Consider the following 17310-nt stretch of genomic DNA (forward strand, 5'->3'; position numbering starts at 1 on the left):
AATAAAGAGATAAACATGAAACCTAAGAATCTAACTCCTTTCCCTACCGATTTCTTTTGGGGCGCGTCAACCTCAGCTTACCAAGTTGAAGGCGCTTGGAACGAAGACGGTAAAGGACCATCAGTTATCGATATGGCTCCAATTGTCGAGGGTACAACAGATTTTAAAGTTACCAGTGACCACTACCACCACTACAAAGAAGACGTAACACTATTTGCAGAGCTAGGCTTGAAAGCATACCGCTTCTCTGTGGCTTGGACGCGTATCTTCCCTAATGGTGACGGTGAAATTAACCAGAAAGGCGTGGAGTTTTACAGCAACTTAATCGACGAACTGATCAAGCACAATATTGAGCCTATCCTAACGATTTATCACTTTGATTTACCATACGCTTTACAACAAAAAGGCGGGTGGTCAAATCGTGACACTGTTGATGCGTTTGCACTGTACTCTAAAACACTATTCGAGCTGTACGGTGACCGTGTTAAGTACTGGCTAACAATTAATGAACAAAATATGATGATCTTGCACGGTGATGCCATTGGTACCAAGAGTGTTAGCGGTGAGAACCCGGTGAAAGATCTATACCAACAAAACCACCACATGTTGCTAGCACAAGCCAAAGCAATGGTACTTTGTCACGATATGCTTCCTCAAGCTAAAATTGGTCCTGCGCCAAATATTTCAACGATTTACCCTGCATCTTCAAAACCAGAAGATGTTCTTGCAGCGAACACGTTCTCGGCAATTCGTAACTGGCTATACCTAGATATGGCAGTTTATGGTCGCTACAACCCAACAGCGATGCGATTCTTAAAAGAACGTGATGCAACACCAGAGATTGCAGACGGCGATATGGACATTATGGCTCAAGCTAAGCCTGACTTTATCGCCTTTAACTACTACAACTCGCAAACCGTTGCTGAAAGTACTGGTGATGAGAGCGACATCAACTCAACTGGCGACCAACAAATCACGATTGGTGAAGTCGGTGCTTACCGTGGTACTGAGAACCCGAACCTAGTGAAAAACGAGTTTGGTTGGGAGATTGACCCTGTTGGTTTCCGTACCACAATGCGTGAAATTTACGAGCGTTATGCTCTACCTCTTATTGTGACTGAGAACGGTCTAGGTGCTTTTGATACCGTCGAAGCTGACGGTTCAATTGATGATAGCTACCGCATCGAATATCTACAGCAACATATTGACCAAGTTCAGCTTGCTATCACTGATGGTGTTGAGGTCTTCGGTTACAGTCCTTGGTCTGCAATTGACCTAGTCAGTACTCACCAAGGTTGTGCTAAACGTTATGGTTTTATTCATGTTGACCGTGAAGAGTTTGACCTAAAAGAGATGAAACGTTCTAAAAAGGCAAGCTTCCATTGGTACAACGCTCTTATCTCTAAACACACTGCATAACCAGTCTGAATGCTTGGAGCCTACGCTCCAAGCATTCAATTAAACTAGGAAAAGACTATGAAATTCTCCAACAGTTTTCTGTTTGGCGCAGCCACTGCCGCTTATCAAATAGAAGGCGCAATCGATAAAGACGGTAAGGGCCCGAGTAACTGGGATGAATTCGTTAAAATCTCAGGCAAAACCTTTGAAAATACAACGGGTGAATTAGCTGTAGATCACTACCACCGTTATAAAGAAGACATTAGACTCATGGCAGAAATGGGGCTAGAGTCATACCGTTTTTCTATCGCTTGGCCTCGAATTATTCCTAACGGTACTGGTGAGGTGAATCAAAAAGGCATCGATTTCTACAACAACATTATTGATGAATGCTTACATTACGGCATTGTACCATTTGTGACTTTATACCATTGGGATTTACCATTGGAGCTAGAGAAACAAGGCGGCTGGACGAATAAAGCAACCATTGATGCGTTTGTTAACTATGCCAAAGTTTGTTTTGAAGCATTTGGGGACCGTGTTAAACACTTCATAACCTTCAATGAAACCGTTGTTTTCTGTGGTCATGGTTACCTTGCTGGCGCCCATCCACCAGGTATTAAGGATGAGCCTAAGCTCTACTTTCAAGCCACTCATAATGTATTTTCAGCACATGCGAAAGCAGTACTCGCATACAAAGAGCTAAATCAATATGGTGATATCGGCTTAAGCCACGTATTCTCTCCTGCTTTTTCAGTGGACGATAGCATCGACAACAAATGGGCAGAGCGTCACGCAAATCAATTCGGCATCAACTGGTACTATGACCCTATCTTGAAAGGTCACTACCCTGACTATGTTTTGAAGATTCTTGAAGAGCGTGGCTGGATGCCTGAAATACTTGAGGAAGAAAGACTCGCATTAACCCAAGCTGCTCCACTCAACGATTTTATTGGTTTGAACTACTATCAACCCGTACGAGTAGTAAGAATTCTAGGCCAAGCAGAACACGTTGAGCATTCACGAGAAAATGCCACAGGTGCTCCTGGCAACCCAAGCTTTGATGGTGAATACCGCAGCGTATCAATGAAAGATAAGCGTTACACCAAGTGGGGTTGGGAGATTTCACCGGAAGGCTTTGTTGATGGTTTGAGACTACTCAAAGACTATTATGGTGATGTCACTATATACATCACTGAAAATGGCCTCGGTGATGAAGACCCAATCATTGAGGGAGAGATATGCGACATTCCTCGAATTAACTTCATTAATGACCATTTAGTGGCTGTAAAAAAAGCCATTGATGAAGGTGTGAACATTCAAGGTTATTATGCATGGTCTGCAATTGACTTACTCAGTTGGCTGAATGGCTATAAAAAGCAATATGGCTTCATTTATGTAGACCATCAAAACAACCTAGACAGAAAGAAAAAAGCTTCTTTCCATTGGTATAAGGACATTATAGCGAGTCGAGGGGAAAGCCTTAAATACCCCGCTTAAAATCAAGCGAGCTATTGCAAAAAATGTCAATAGCTCGTTTTTGACCAAAAAGTAAAATCATTAATATTATGACTTCGAGCGCTTTCATAAAAGCAAAGAATAAAAAAAGACTGAACGTAAGAAAGTGTTGGCCGGTGAACTCTATAACCCGGTAGATGATGAGTTAAGTAAAAAGACGTCGTAGGTGCAGAAAAATAGAACGTCAACTTAACAACACAATGATAGGTGCTCCAGAGTAGAGGAATTCAATTGATGAACTTAGTCATCTTTGTGGCTTTTTAGCTAACTTATTGATTGCTAGGTTAACAATGTTACTAAAACACTTCTGTCCAAAAACGAGTTGAACGAAGCCGCTCTGCGACCCGACTACCAGTTAACCCTGTTTAAAGTCCGTTAATTTTAGTAAACCTTCATAATCACTGAGTTGATTTTTCATATACGTCAGAAACGAAAAATGCCGCATCCATGCGACATTTTTCTTTTGGCGGCCAAACCAGTTTTGCTATATCCATTCTAGATTTCAATCCATTAGGAGATTATTCAGAATGTACTTATAAGACGCTGTTAATCTTGATTAGTTCCCTTTACGCGGCATTTTTTTTCGATTTATTTTCTAAGTCGAATGACGCTGCGATTAATTTCTTGGTGTAGTCATTTTTCGGTGCATTGAAAATCTCTTCTGCAGACCCTTCTTCCATCACTTCACCTTTCTGCATCACCAATACACGATCCGATAAGGCTTTGACTACCGAAAGGTCGTGGCTGATGAATAGGAAGCCGATATTGTGCTTGGCTTGAATGTCTTTTAGCAGGTCAATCACCGTCAGTTGTACAGAGCGATCGAGTGCTGAAGTCGGTTCATCCAATAGAATGAAAGATGGTTCAAGAATCAACGCGCGAGCAATCGCAATACGTTGTCTTTGTCCGCCCGAGAACTCATGTGGATAGCGGTTAATTGAATTTGGTTCTAAGCGAACCTCAATCAATGCTTTGCGAGCTCGTTCTAATCTTTCTTTCTTGGATAGATGAGGTTGATGTACCGTTAAACCTTCAGTGATGATTTCCCCAACGGTCATGCGTGGTGATAAAGAACCATAAGGGTCTTGGAATACCATCTGGACATCTTTCTTGAGCTTGTGACGTTCTTTATCGGTTAACAAACTCACATCTTGGCCTTTGTAAACAATACGTCCGGTACTCGGCAGCAAGCCGATTAATGCACGTCCAAGGGTCGATTTACCTGACCCTGATTCACCCACAATGCCTAGCGTTTCGCCTTGTTTAAGATTCAACGAAATGCCTTTTACGGCTTCGAAATACTGACTTTTACTCTTGATGAAATGTGATTTAACCAAGAATTGAACTCGGATATCGTCAGCACATAATAGTTCTGGAGCTGACGCCTCAACAGGAACCTTAGCGCCTTTAGGAATCGAGTTAATCAGCATGCGTGTGTAATCGTGTCTTGGATTCTCGAATAAGGCTTGAGTCATCCCTTCTTCAACTAGCTCACCTTTGCACATCACCAGAACACGGTCGGCAAAATGTTTTACTACGCCAAGGTCATGGGTGATGAACAAAATTGCCATGCCCATTTTGTTTTGGATTTCTTTGATAAGAGAAAGCACTTCCGCTTGTACGGTCACATCCAATGCGGTGGTGGGTTCGTCGGCAATCAAAATATCGGGCTCGTTGATTAAAGCCATCGCAATCATGATGCGCTGCAACTGACCGCCTGAAAACTCATGCGGATACTTGTTGTAAGCCTGCTCTGGCATTGGTAAATGCACAAGATTGAAGAGCTCTAGCACACGCTGTTTTGCTTTTGATTTCGATACATTGCGGTGACACATAATGGCTTCAGCCACTTGTGTGCCCACGCGCAGGTATGGGTTGAGAGAGGTCATCGGTTCCTGAAAGATCATGCCGATTCTATCGCCACGAATCGACTGCATTTCTCGTTCAGTCTTGCCAAGTATTGATTGCCCCTCAAATTCTATTTCAGATTGAGCATCAATGATGGCGTTATCAGGAAGCAAACGCATAAGCGCGTTGGAAGAGACGGATTTACCTGAACCTGATTCACCAACAATGGCCAAGGTTTCGCTTGAGTTAAGGGTAAAGTTAACCTTTTTGACCGCATCAATGATTCCATCATTGGTTGTGAAGCTAACGGAGAGGTTATTGACTTTAAGTATGGCCCGGTCCGACATGATATATCCTTATCAATTTAAGACATTAGGTGAAGATTTCACTTCTGACGTGGTTTTAAGTTGCCCAAAATGGTGATGAGCACGTTGAATTTGTTCTAGTTCGAGCATCCAATACGAACTGCGCTGAGCGCTGCAAAAAGCGATCAGGTGATTGAGCAAACCTTCGCTCTGCTTTTCCAATAATCCAAAGGTACGTTGAATCAGCTCAGTGTTCTCCAGAGATATAAATTGCATCAGAGCGTAAGATTGATTCAAGGTATCGAAGGCTTGTTGGTGCTGACCTAATCGGTTGAGTATCTCTGATTGAGCGACGCTCGCGTCTCTTAACCCGGCAAGCAAGCAGGCAAATTGGCAAGGCTTGATATCGCTTTGGTATGCTGCATCTTGGATGTGGTGAGGAAGTGAGGTTAGAACATCACCATATAGGCGCTGTGCTTCAGGCCAGTGACCTTGTTCCATTAACTGTTCAGCTTTTAGGTAGTGCATCCAGCATCGTTCAATTTCCATATCCACATCCTCAATTTATAATATCAGAAAATGTTAATGATATTTATTATCAATTGCAAATTAAAATCATTCACATGTTAAGTTGGTGAATTAAATGACGAGCTATTCCTAAAAATGGCTTAAATTGTGTGTTATTTGTTCAGTTGAACAGCTGTGTAGCGTAAGTCACTAAATTTGTAGGAAATTACATCTACACTGATTTTATCTACACCCAAGTAATGAAGGACTAAGGAGGCGGCGATGGCGATGCAAAGACTCAATACAGAACAGCTGTATCAGGTAGCGGATTTAGATAAGCTACCATGTAAGTCGACCAAAGAACTGGCTCCAATTGACGAAATCGTCGGGCAGGAACGGGCACAAAAAGCCGTTGAGTTCGCGATGTCAATCAAGGAAAAGGGTTACAACATTTATGCGATAGGGCGAAATGGTCTGGGTAAACGCACCATGATCTTGCGCTATCTGAACCGTCACCCTCAAGAAGTGCAGGAGCTTTTTGATTGGTGTTATATCGCGAATTTCGAAGATATTCGTACACCTAAGGTACTGAAATTGCCTCGTGGCGTTGGCAGCAGCTTAAAGCAAGATATTGAAAAATTGATGCGTAAACTGCTGAAAGGTATGCCTCTAGCATTTGATAACGAGATGTACTTTAGCCGTGCTGACAGGCTTAAAAACCAATTAGCAGCTAAGCAACAAGCCGCGTTAGAAAGCATTAGCCAAGAAGCGAAAGACAAGGGCATTAACCTGACGATCACCACTCAGGGTGATTACCAGTTTGTGGCCATGAATGGTGATGATCTTCATACCGAAGAGAGCTTTGATCTGCTTTCGTCGGAAGAGCAAGACCAGTTCGATAAAACCATTGATGGATTGGAAGTCGGTCTGCGAACCATTTCTCGTGAGTTGACGGAACTTGAAGAAACGTACACTGAGAAAATTCAAAAGCTGAATGATGATACGGCGCGAGACGTGATCACGCACTTCATCAAGCAATTGAAGAAGGATTACAGCCAATATCCAGACATCAAAAAGTACCTAACGGCACTGCGTAAAGACATTGTCGACAACGCTGACATCTTCTTAGAAGAGAGCACGGAGCAAGCAGAAGTTGCAACGGCCTCTTTGGATAAGAAAATGCCGCGTCGCTACAAGGTTAATGTGATTGTGAGCCAAAAGGAGGAGACTCTGCCGATCGTGGTGGAAGAGAATCCAAATTATCACTCTCTGTTTGGCTATGTAGAAACGGCGACGTTCAAGGGTACTGTCTTTACTGACTTCTCATTGATTCGCGCAGGTAGCTTACACAGAGCCAACGGTGGCGTATTACTGATGGATGCGGTGAAGGTACTTGAGCAGCCGTACGTTTGGGAAGGCTTGAAACGAGCACTGCGTTCACGTCAATTGAGCTTCACTTCATTAGAAAAAGAGGTGACCTTAACGGGGGCGGTATCGCTTGATCCAGAACCGATTCCATTGGATGTTAAGATCATCCTGTTTGGCGATTACCGAACTTACCAACTGCTGCAACACTACGATGCAGAGTTTGGTGAACTGTTCCGTGTAACGGCCGATTTTGAAGATGAGATGAAGCGTACTCCCGATTCTGAAATGCATTACGCGCGCTTTATTTCGAGCATCGTGCACGACAACAACATGCTGCATTGTGACCGTAAAGCGATCGCTCGCATCATTGAGCACAGCTCTCGTCAGGCCGGTGACCAAGGTAAATTGTCTCTGCACTCTGCTCACATTGCTAATCTGCTTCGTGAATCAAACTACGTGGCGAGAGGTTCAAAGTCGAACCTGATTCGAGCAACACACGTCGACCAAGCGTTATCTAACCAACAGATGCGTGTCGGACGACTGCAAGACAGTGTGATGGAGACGTTTACCAACGGCACAACACTGATCCATGTTGATGGTCAGGCGGTTGGGCAAGTGAATGCTCTGTCTGTATTAAGCACCACCGATCACATGTTCGGTGCGCCAAACCGAATTACTGCCACCACGGCTTACGGCGATGGTGAAGTGATTGATATCGAAAGAAACGTAGACTTAGGTGGCAGCATTCACTCAAAAGGCGTGATGATCTTGTCGGCTTACCTTTCTTCCGTATTTGGCAAGACAGCCAAAGTCCCGCTCACCACTAACATCACCTTCGAGCAATCGTATGGTGGCGTCGATGGTGACAGTGCGAGTATGGCTGAGTTCTGTGCGGTGGTGTCAGCGTTTTCTAAGCAGCCAAACCGTCAAGACATCGCGATTACAGGCTCGATGAACCAGTTTGGTGAGTCTCAGCCTATTGGTGGTGTGAACGAGAAAATTGAAGGTTTCTTTGATGTGTGTGAAATCAAAGGGCGTTCAAACGAACAAGGGGTGATCATCCCGCGTTCAAATGTTCACAACCTGATGCTACGCAGCGATATCGTGAAAGCGGTTGAAAAGGGTGAGTTTAATATCTGGGCGATTGACCATGTAACAGAAGCGATTGAACTGTTCACAGGCAAAGCCGCAGGTGAGGCGAGTGATGAGGGTAGTTATCCAATTGATACTATCTTTGGTATCGCCCAAGCTAAACTGAACGCACTGCGCAAATAGTTTGAATATCTAGATAGCTAAACAAATAAACAAACAGCCAAAACGCAAAAGCCATCGATTCTAGAGTCGATGGCTTTTTTGTTGGTTGAGGTTTAGTTTGCCAGTGAACTAATTGTAGTTGGTCAGCTTGCTGTATTCGGTGAAAGTCGCGTGTTAAAAGGCGTTACCCATTTCGTAAGCAAAGCTTGGTGCCATCGAACTTCAGTTTTGCCAACAAGTGTTTGGCGTTAGCTCGGCCAATATCATCAAATTCGACACCGTATCGAGCGTAGTGTGTCGATTTCTGTAGATTGCAGACGATGCCTCGCAATGGCGGAATCAGTGGTCCGTTGTAGTTCTCAGGGGTTATCTCAATAGACACGCGATCGGCAATCTGAATCGCACGAGAGGTTGGTGAGGTAACGAAACGACAACCACTTTTCGATAAATCTCGTATCTCACAGTTTGCTCGCTGGTCGTTGAAGATGATTCTTGAAGCCAGATTCACTTCATAGCGTGTTTCTTTACGTAGCTGTGTCACTTGCATCGTGCTTGGTGTAGACAGCACTAGAATAGGGAAGGGTTCACCAATCTTATGGTGAATTTGGCTTCTAAAGTGGATAAGCGCGCCTTCACCTCGTAGAGAATACGCACGAGCGGTCATCCAAAAACCTTCTTGAAAGAAAAAGTTCAGATCTTCATTGGATACCTCGGGAACCTCAACCACAATACAGTTATCACTGTGCGTTCCGATAAACCTGGTGGTGGCGAGAAACTTCGTGCCAACGGGAGTCGAGACATTTAATGTCAGCTCACTGCCGTGCTCAATCATGGCCAGTGCATCAGTGCTATTGATAGTGGAAACGGTGCGATTACGAGGGTCTTGAAGTGCCTGATTATGCTCCAAAGGCTTCTTCAGGGGTGCGTTCATTATATGTTCTCCATGCGCCAACATGCGTCTGTTAGTTATACTGGTAACTTGCTAACAAGGGGTTATTACGTGCTAGATTTAGTGGACGTACTCACATAGATTTATAGAGTGCCTTTTATCATTTCTGATTTTATATTAAGCCGATTGCACTGAATTATTTGCTGTGTTTGTAAGTACTTAGTTTTATTTATATGCACTTGCGCTAGTCTATTACAAGGAACTCATACTTCAAACTTTTATTGTTTGTCGTATCAATTATTTGCAGGAGTTGAGAATGCAGGCAGTAAAATGGGATCAAGAAGTGAACCAGATCACGGTAGAGTTAGAACCCAACCAGTTCGCGGTCGTTAAGTATCAAAAGGACGGAGATGTACTACATATCACGTCGACACGCATTCCTGATGAACTGCAAGGTAAGGGCTTTGGGAAGGTGATGATGGAGTCGGTATTACCTGAAATTGAACAGGCGGGCTTCAAAATTGTGCCGGTTTGTAGCTATGTGGTTCACTACATGAATAGGCAGCCACAGTGGTCACATCTTCTATCCGAAAAAGCATAGCAACGAGTTATATGTCTCAATCAATACCGTCAAACAATCTTGCTCAATCACAAGTGAGTACGAGTCCAAACCAACCTGAGCTTTATCAACAAGAGTTTTATCAAAATGAGCTTTATCAAAAAATAGCGACCTCGCTGGGTTGTCATGAAGGGTTTGATGTCCAAGTGATTCAACGCCTATGGGGTGGATATGGCGAGTTAGTTCGCTTAGTCTTTTCTCAAGAAAGCAGTGCGGAACTCAAGAGTGTGATTGTTAAACATGTCGCGTTGCCAGATAAAGCTGAACACCCAAAGGGTTGGAATACCAAACTCTCTCACCAACGAAAGGTACACTCTTACCAAGTGGAAACAGCTTGGTATCAGTCATTCACCCAACAATGGGATGAGCGTTGCCCTGTGCCTGTTGGGCTGCAATGTGAACTAGAAGAGAATGAGTGGCTGATTGTGATGCAAGACTTAGCGGATATAGGTTTTCCGTTAACCTCTCATTTTGATGTTCTTGCTGCTTCTGACTATCAGGCACCTAGTTACACACGAGAAGAGCAAAAACAACGCGATGCTTGCCTTAAATGGCTCGCTAACTTTCACGCAAAGCATATCAATATCAATCAAGAGCAGTTGTCATCATTGTGGCAAGTCGGTACTTATTGGCATCTAGATACACGTCCTGATGAGCTCAATGCCTTGGCTGATTTACCATTGAAGAACCAAGCCAAGCACATCGACCGTTTACTAAAAGAATGTCCATATCAAACCTTGGTACATGGCGATGCCAAGCTCGCCAATTTTTGTTTTGATTCTGAAAGCGAGCGAGCAGCTGCGGTCGATTTCCAATATGTGGGTTACGGCTGTGCGATGAAAGACGTCGCCTTGTTCATGAGCAGCGCGATTAGGCCACAAGATTGCGCAGAGCTTGAATCAGAAGTACTAGATGCTTACTTCCACTACTTGAAAGAGGCATTGGCGTACTATCAGCCACACCTTTCATTTGATGAGGTAGAAGCAGCATGGCGACCAATGTTTTACGTGGCGTGGGCCGATTTCCAACGTTTCGTAAAAGGCTGGAGCCCAGAGCATTGGAAGATTAACCCTTATACTGAGCAGTTGACCTTACGAGTGCTCACTCAATTAGACGAACAGGAGTCCGTCAATGTTCGATAGAACCGCGAGCTGGAAAACGCCGCAAAACTTTTTATTACTGATTTCGATTGTTGTACCGATCGCGTTTTCGAGCTGGATGGCTTTACTTAATAACTTCGTGATTGAGAAGGCGAACTTTGATGGTGCGGATATTGGCTTGCTGCAAAGTGTGCGTGAGATCCCGGGTTTCTTAGCGTTTACCGTAGTGTTTGTGTTGGCATTCATTCGTGAGCAACGCTTCATGTTGATATCGCTGGCGATGCTCACTGTAGGCACCGCGATTACGGGTCTGTTCCCCTCACTCACTGGATTGTTGCTGACTACCATTTTAATGTCGACGGGCTTTCACTATTTTGAAACGCTGAAGCAGTCTTTGTCACTGCAATGGTTGAGTAAAGAAGAAGCGCCAGAGATGCTAGGTAAGATGATCTCCGTTGGCGCGTTGGCATCTTTAATCACTTATGGCTCTATTTGGGTGATGTTAGAGCAACTCAAACTCGACTTTGCTTGGGTGTATGGCATCACTGGCGGAATTGGTTTTGTTTTAGTTTTGGTGATGACCTTTGGCTTCCCTGAGTTTCAAACCAAGACGCCACAGAATAAGAAGTTGGTACTGCGGAAGCGTTACTGGCTCTACTACGCGCTAACGTTTATGAGCGGTGCGAGAAGACAAATCTTCACTGTGTTTGCAGGCTTCTTGATGGTAGAGAAGTTTGGTTACTCGGCTGCCGACGTCACATTGTTGTTCTTGGTTAATTACCTATTTAACTTCTTGTTTGCGAAGCGCATTGGTCGATTTATCGGTGTGGTTGGCGAGCGTAAAGCGTTGATCTTCGAGTATGTTGGCTTGATTGGTGTGTTTGTCGGTTATGGTTTGGTGCAAAGCGCGGAATGGGCGGCGGCACTTTACGTGATCGATCACCTGTTCTTTGCATTGGCGCTGGCGATCAAAACTTACTTCCAGAAAATCGCAGACCCGGCAGACATGGCATCAACTGCTGGTGTCTCTTTCACCATCAATCATATTGCAGCGGTCGTTATTCCAGTGGTGTTTGGTGTGATTTGGTTGTCTTCTCCTGCAACGGTTTTCTATATTGGTGCTGCGATGGCGGCGGTTTCTTTGGCGTTGTCTTTAAACATTCCTAAGACACCTGAAGAAGGTAATGAAGTGCGAATGTTTAGCTGGCGTTAATGTTGGTCTCGATATTATGAAATAAGCAAAAAGCTCCAATAGTGATATTGGAGCTTTTTGTTTATGTGGGATATGTATATCTAATCCGCAAAATAGGTTTCACGCGGATCAGTTTCTTACGGTTTTTAATTCGGTACGCAGCTTGAAGATTCCCTTTGGTGCTTTGGTTAGCAGGATGCCGCAAAGTAGAGGAATCATCATTACAAGTGACTGTTCAGATAGAACCTCACCATTGATGTAACAAGAGATCAGTAGTGCAACCACAGGGAAAATTAGGAAGCAGATAGATGCTTGGAAAGGTGTCGAAACCTGACCTAATTTAAAGTAAGCAACAATGCCGCCAACACTCGCCACAAAGCCTAGGTAAACCACAGCAGAGATTGAATCCCAAGTGAAAGATTCAATATTCACGTTTTCACCTATAGCTGAAACAGCGAACAAGAATAGAGCTGCAATTAGGCTCGGTACGGCGTTGTAGGTTAGTACTTCAATGCCTTTGCAGTGCTTTTGAACCAGCACATACATCACTGCGTGAATCGCAACAGCAAGGCCTAAGCAAACCGTGCCAATTAGGTAGTCATCGCCACCCATCTGCATTTCATTACCAAGGATTAGACATAGGCTCACAACAGCAGCGATCAACCCGAATATCTGGTGCTTCGCTAGTCGTAGACCTAAGAATAAGCCAGACATCAACATCACAGCCACAGGCATGTTGGCGAAGATGATCGACGCTAAACCTGAAGAGATGTATTGCTCGCCATAGATCATCAACGTAAACGGAATCGCGAAATACATCAACGCAACAATAAGCAGCCATTGGCGCTTACCTTTAGGGAACAGCAGTGGTTGGTTGAAGACTTTCGCCAATACTGCAAGCAGAGGTGCTGCAAGTAAAAAGCGCAACGCAGTAGCAAAAATAGGTGGGATAGAATGCAATGCTACTTCCATAGCGAACCAAGTGGTTCCCCAAATTAAGCAAACAGAGACAAACAGCAAAATAGTTAGCGACTTCGAATTCATGGTGACTACTCATTAATAATTATTTTAAATCATAGGCTTGTAGCGCCTTAATGACGTGGCACAGTATAGAAAGGTAGTCGGAGAAAAGTTTTGTCTTTTTATCTCTAATTTGAGTTTTTTGTGGAAATTAAATCTCTAGTATGATTATTTTATAGAAAATAAATTCGCTTTAGATAGTTAAAGTAAAGTCATTGTTCTTTGTGAGGTTTAATTTAACTTAAGGAATGGTCAACTCAACGAGTATGGCTGTTGGGTTATTGCTGTTAGCGTAGCAACAAAAAACGCGCCCTCAATGAGGCGCGTTTTTGAACAATACGTTTAAGAGGCTGCGTCTACTGCGTAACAGGCTTGACTTGTTTGGATTGTCTTACCGCAAGGATAAGTTGTGGTAGCAGTGACATCACTATCATGCCGGTCATTAGTGAGTATTGTACTGCAGTGAATGATTCACCCATCAACACCATACCGGTCACGATGCCAGCTACTGGGTTTGCGATGCCACCGAAGGTGAAATCAACCACCGACATACGTTGTAGCAACCACACATACATGCCGTAACCCAGCGCTGTGTTTAGGCCAATCACCCACACGAGTCCCATAGCATTACGAGTATCGAAATGAGTCACGGCATTAACATAAGGCTGCGGGTCGATGAATGCATGAACGCCAGACGCGACAGACAAAATCGTACCACCCAGAATCAACTGCCACGTTAATACCTTCCACCAGTGCATGCGGTTACCCAGTGACTTGGTAATGCTGCTGCCGATGACAATACACATTATTGCGGCGAACATTGCGCCTAAACCGATTGGGTTCAGAGCAATTTGGCTTGGGTTAAACAGTATCCACGCTAAGGTGATCAAGCCAATACCCGAAAGGGCCTGAATCAGATGCGGGCGCTGTTTTTTCACTACCCAGTGGAAGATCATCGCGAACACTGGCACAGAGATCATACCCACGCCAGAGATTGCCGAAGGCAGCGTTAGCGCCATCACGAAGATCAAGCCAAAGAAGGTCGCGATATTGATAAGGCCCAGTGTGAAAATGATTTGCCACTCGCCTTTTTTAGGCAGTGTTGGTTTTACTGCTAGCAATAACAAACCAGCAGGTAACGCACGCAAAGCACCCAATAATAATGGTGGCCACTCCTGTAGCGTAAATTGCGTCACTGCATAGGTTGTTCCCCAAAAGAACGCGGGGATCATTGCTAATAATATGTTCATTTAAAATATCTTTACGTTAAGATAACTATTGTGTGAACTGTATACTGAGAACTAGTGGTTGTAAAGTATCTTTATGTTAAACTAGTTTGAAGTAATCAGACTAACAACGGAGCGAGATTGCAAATGGATGCTATCGACCGCGTAGTAGAGCAATGGGCAAAGGAAAAGCCCGAACTAGATACTGAGCCTATGGCAATGATGGGTCGGATTATGCGTATTGCCAAGTATATGGAGACGCAAGTTGCCGAGCTTCATAAAAAATACGACATGAAGCTGGGTGAGTTTGATGTGCTGGCGACGTTGCGACGTTCTGGGAAGCCTTACCGACTGACGCCATCTGAACTGATTGGATCCATGATGCTGACATCTGGCGCGATGACCAATCGCCTTGATAAGCTAGAAGCCAAAGGGCTGATCAGTCGTGAACACAGCAAAGAAGACAGACGCAGCGTGAGTGTCCAGTTAACTAAAGATGGTCTTATTCTGATTGACCAAATGATGACTGAACATGTCGAAATGCAGAAAAAACTGGTTAAATCATTGTCTGCGAGTCAGAAGAAGAACACCAACCAACTTCTGAAAACATGGTTGAGCGCGTACGAGTAGTTTTTCTGATCTTCCTTTAGATTCAATAAAAAACCGAAGCCTAATCGCTTCGGTTTTTTTGTTCCTGTCTAAGAATTTCAAGTACAGAGAGTTAGCGAGTTAAGCTTGCAGCATCTCATCACTGAACAGTTCTGCGCAGCCAATACCATTAATGGCGCAGCTTTCATCAATGTCTGAAATGTCACCGCTCACGCCGATAGCACCCAATACCGTTTTATCCTTGTCTCGAATCAGTAGCCCCCCAGGAACTGGCACCATGTTTCCGTGTGCGAGCACGTTTACGGCGGAGATAAATGCTGGTCGGTTGTCAGCATCTTGGGCGAGTTTTCTAGAGGAACAACCCAATGCGAGTGCCCCCCACGCTTTAGCAATCGCGATGTCTGGTCGCATCATGCTAGAGCCGTCTTGACGTTGCAGAGAAATCAGTTTGCCACCGCTGTCTAAAACGGCGACCGTCAAAGGTTCTGTGTGGATCTTGTTTCCTGCTTGTAAGGTACCATCAATAATGGTTAACGCTTGTTGTAGAGTCAAACTTCCCATGTTATCTCCTAGTTTTTCAAGGGGCCGTGTACCAAGCTAAGTCAGCCAATCATTACTCTTGTTATGAATATCATCGACTGATTCAGCTCGGTACAAGAGTCCTAACTGGACTCTTGTAACAGCCCATAGCTGGGTAAAGTTAGGAAGGCAGCGAACTCATCGGCTGTAGAAAGTTGATAGAAAAGCTCGGCTGTTTCTTCAAATCGACCTGCTGCATAGCGCGAGTCTCCGACTTCATGTTTTATTGTGTCTAGCTCTTGGTAAAGCCAAGAGTGGAATAGTGATTTGGTAAAGGTTTGGCCATCATCGAGTGTTACCCCGTGTTGGATCCATTGCCAGATATTGGCTCTCGAGATCTCAGCGGTGGCGGCATCTTCCATTAGTCCGTAGATAGGCACACAACCGTAGCCTTGAATCCAAGCTTCGATGTAATACAGCGCGATGCGTATATTCTTACGTACTCCTACTTCGTCGCGACTGCCCTCACAAGGCTTTAGCAACGAGTCTGCATTGATCACATGCTCTGGGCTTTGGAAATCCATTTGGTTTACTTTGCCATCTAAGTGCTTATCAAAGATCGACATTGCCAAATCAACCAGTGCAGGGTGTGCGACCCATGTGCCATCATGTCCGTTCTGAGATTCTCTTTGTTTATCTTCGATAACCTTGGCGGTTACACGTGCCATTTCTTGCGGGTCTTTTGCTGGAATAAAGGCTGACATCCCACCCATTGCTAATGCGCCACGAGCGTGACAAGTGCGCACCAACAGTTGGCTATAGGCGTTGAGGAATTCTTGATCCATGCCGATCCCGTGGCGGTCTGGCAAGATGCGGTCTTTATGGTTTTTCAGCGTTTTGATGTAGCTGAAGATGTAATCCCAACGGCCACAGTTCATCGCTACGATATGATCACGCATGGCGTATAAGATCTCTTCCATTTGGAATACGGCTGGCAGAGTTTCAATCAACACGGTCGCACGAATAGTGCCTTTGGGTACGTGGAAATAGTTTTCGGTGAAGCTGAAAATATCGTCCCACCACTGTGCTTCTTCCATGCTCTCAAGCTTGGGAATGTAGTAGTAAACACCTAAGCCTTGTTTTGCACGTGACTGATAGTTATGGAAAAAGTACAAAGCGAAGTCCATCAAGCAACCGCCGATAGGCTGATTGTTGAATTGAATGGACTGCTCTGGCAAGTGAATGCCTCGTGGGCGGGCAATCAGCAGTGCAGGATCGTTGTTTAACTGGTAACTCTTCTGCTTTTTCTCATCGAAGTAACTAATGGTTCCAAGGTTGGCATCTCTTAGGTTGATTTGCCCTTCGACCATATTGGCCCAAGTCGGGGAAGACGCATCCTCAAAGCAACACATGAAGACTTTCGCGCCTGAGTTTAGCGCGTTGATCACCATCTTTCTTTCGATAGGGCCGGTGATCTCTACGCGGCGATCGAGTAGCTCTGTTGGAGGTGTTGCCACTTTCCACTCTTTATTCTGACGAATGGAAATGGTGTCTTTTCTGAAATTGGGTAGCTCACCCTCGTCATATTGAGCTTGTTTTATGTCGCGGTCATTTAGCAGGGTATGACGGCGATCTCCAAACTTATTAACAAGGGCTTCTAAGAACTTTAATGCATCTTTAGACAAGATCTCTTTGTACTCGGAGTTGTCCATATTCCCGAGTACCTGCATACACTGTACTTCTTCTCTCTCTTTTACGTCATTCATCATTGTTGTCTCCTTTGAACAATACGATGTAACTTTGTATACAAAATGCTCTTTTTAAGGATATTTATATTGTAGAAATTGTAAACAAGCAAACGGTATTTAACATTTATTTATCATTTGGTCTTTTTGTAATTTATTTTTACGTAAAGATATTTTATGTAAAGCAATGAAT

General features: G+C 44.2%; 14 protein-coding genes. 7 read left to right on the forward strand and 7 right to left on the reverse strand.

Annotated features, from left to right (window positions below; translation table 11 throughout):
• The first annotated feature begins 15 nt into the window (after window positions 1–15).
• Window positions 16–1419: a glycoside hydrolase family 1 protein gene (locus tag BCU07_RS15610; RefSeq protein WP_102428152.1), complete on the forward strand. Its 1404-nt coding sequence runs from the start codon at window positions 16–18 to the stop codon at window positions 1417–1419.
• 57 nt (window positions 1420–1476) lie between these two features.
• A complete protein-coding gene (locus BCU07_RS15615; protein ID WP_102428153.1) occupies window positions 1477–2898 on the forward strand; it encodes a glycoside hydrolase family 1 protein in 1422 nt (473 codons plus the stop codon).
• Window positions 2899–3482: 584 nt separating this feature from the next.
• On the opposite strand, the gene BCU07_RS15620 is transcribed toward BCU07_RS15615, so the two are convergent.
• Complete coding sequence (locus BCU07_RS15620; protein WP_102428154.1) at window positions 3483–5111, reverse strand: ABC transporter ATP-binding protein; 1629 nt, start codon at window positions 5109–5111, stop codon at window positions 3483–3485.
• Between the two features lie 12 nt (window positions 5112–5123).
• Window positions 5124–5618, reverse strand: a complete 495-nt coding sequence (locus BCU07_RS15625; RefSeq protein ID WP_102320288.1) for a hypothetical protein — start codon at window positions 5616–5618, stop codon at window positions 5124–5126.
• A gap of 240 nt (window positions 5619–5858) precedes the next feature.
• Between BCU07_RS15625 and BCU07_RS15630 the strand changes: the two genes are divergently transcribed.
• Window positions 5859–8219, forward strand: coding sequence for a Lon protease family protein (locus BCU07_RS15630; protein WP_102428155.1), 2361 nt, complete (start codon window positions 5859–5861; stop codon window positions 8217–8219).
• Between the two features lie 163 nt (window positions 8220–8382).
• Here the strand turns inward: BCU07_RS15630 and BCU07_RS15635 are convergent, their stop codons facing one another.
• The gene (locus BCU07_RS15635; protein ID WP_017067648.1) at window positions 8383–9129 is read right to left on the reverse strand and encodes a flagellar brake protein; all 747 of its coding nucleotides are present in this window, start codon (window positions 9127–9129) and stop codon (window positions 8383–8385) included.
• 274 nt (window positions 9130–9403) lie between these two features.
• Here BCU07_RS15635 and BCU07_RS15640 point away from each other — a divergent pair, with 274 nt between their 5' ends.
• The 3 genes from BCU07_RS15640 to BCU07_RS15650 are packed head-to-tail and all read left to right on the forward strand — an operon-like array spanning window position 9404 to window position 12019.
• Complete coding sequence (locus BCU07_RS15640) at window positions 9404–9688, forward strand: GNAT family N-acetyltransferase (protein ID WP_102397885.1); 285 nt, start codon at window positions 9404–9406, stop codon at window positions 9686–9688.
• 11 nt (window positions 9689–9699) lie between these two features.
• A complete protein-coding gene (locus BCU07_RS15645; protein ID WP_102428156.1) occupies window positions 9700–10848 on the forward strand; it encodes a phosphotransferase in 1149 nt (382 codons plus the stop codon).
• Entirely contained in the window at window positions 10838–12019 is a 1182-nt protein-coding gene (locus BCU07_RS15650; protein ID WP_017067651.1) for an MFS transporter, read from the forward strand. Before BCU07_RS15645 ends, BCU07_RS15650 begins: the two co-directional genes overlap by 11 nt.
• Window positions 12020–12127: 108 nt before the next feature.
• Here BCU07_RS15650 and BCU07_RS15655 read toward each other — a convergent pair whose 3' ends face one another.
• Window positions 12128–13042: a DMT family transporter gene (locus tag BCU07_RS15655; protein ID WP_017061581.1), complete on the reverse strand. Its 915-nt coding sequence runs from the start codon at window positions 13040–13042 to the stop codon at window positions 12128–12130.
• Between the two features lie 332 nt (window positions 13043–13374).
• Entirely contained in the window at window positions 13375–14268 is an 894-nt protein-coding gene (locus tag BCU07_RS15660) for a DMT family transporter (RefSeq protein WP_017071977.1), read from the reverse strand.
• A gap of 123 nt (window positions 14269–14391) precedes the next feature.
• Between BCU07_RS15660 and BCU07_RS15665 the strand changes: the two genes are divergently transcribed.
• Window positions 14392–14874: a MarR family winged helix-turn-helix transcriptional regulator gene (locus tag BCU07_RS15665; protein ID WP_017061583.1), complete on the forward strand. Its 483-nt coding sequence runs from the start codon at window positions 14392–14394 to the stop codon at window positions 14872–14874.
• Window positions 14875–14973: 99 nt separating this feature from the next.
• Here the strand turns inward: BCU07_RS15665 and BCU07_RS15670 are convergent, their stop codons facing one another.
• Together BCU07_RS15670 and aceB are read right to left on the reverse strand one after the other, a co-directional pair.
• Window positions 14974–15414: a GlcG/HbpS family heme-binding protein gene (locus BCU07_RS15670; protein ID WP_004732837.1), complete on the reverse strand. Its 441-nt coding sequence runs from the start codon at window positions 15412–15414 to the stop codon at window positions 14974–14976.
• 101 nt (window positions 15415–15515) lie between these two features.
• Window positions 15516–17141, reverse strand: a complete 1626-nt coding sequence (gene aceB, locus BCU07_RS15675) for a malate synthase A (RefSeq protein ID WP_102428157.1) — start codon at window positions 17139–17141, stop codon at window positions 15516–15518.
• Between the last annotated feature and the right edge of the window lie 169 nt (window positions 17142–17310).

Origin of the sequence: Vibrio sp. 10N.261.54.E10 (assembly GCF_002877735.2) — a bacterium.
GTDB classification, from domain to species: domain Bacteria; phylum Pseudomonadota; class Gammaproteobacteria; order Enterobacterales; family Vibrionaceae; genus Vibrio; species Vibrio crassostreae_C.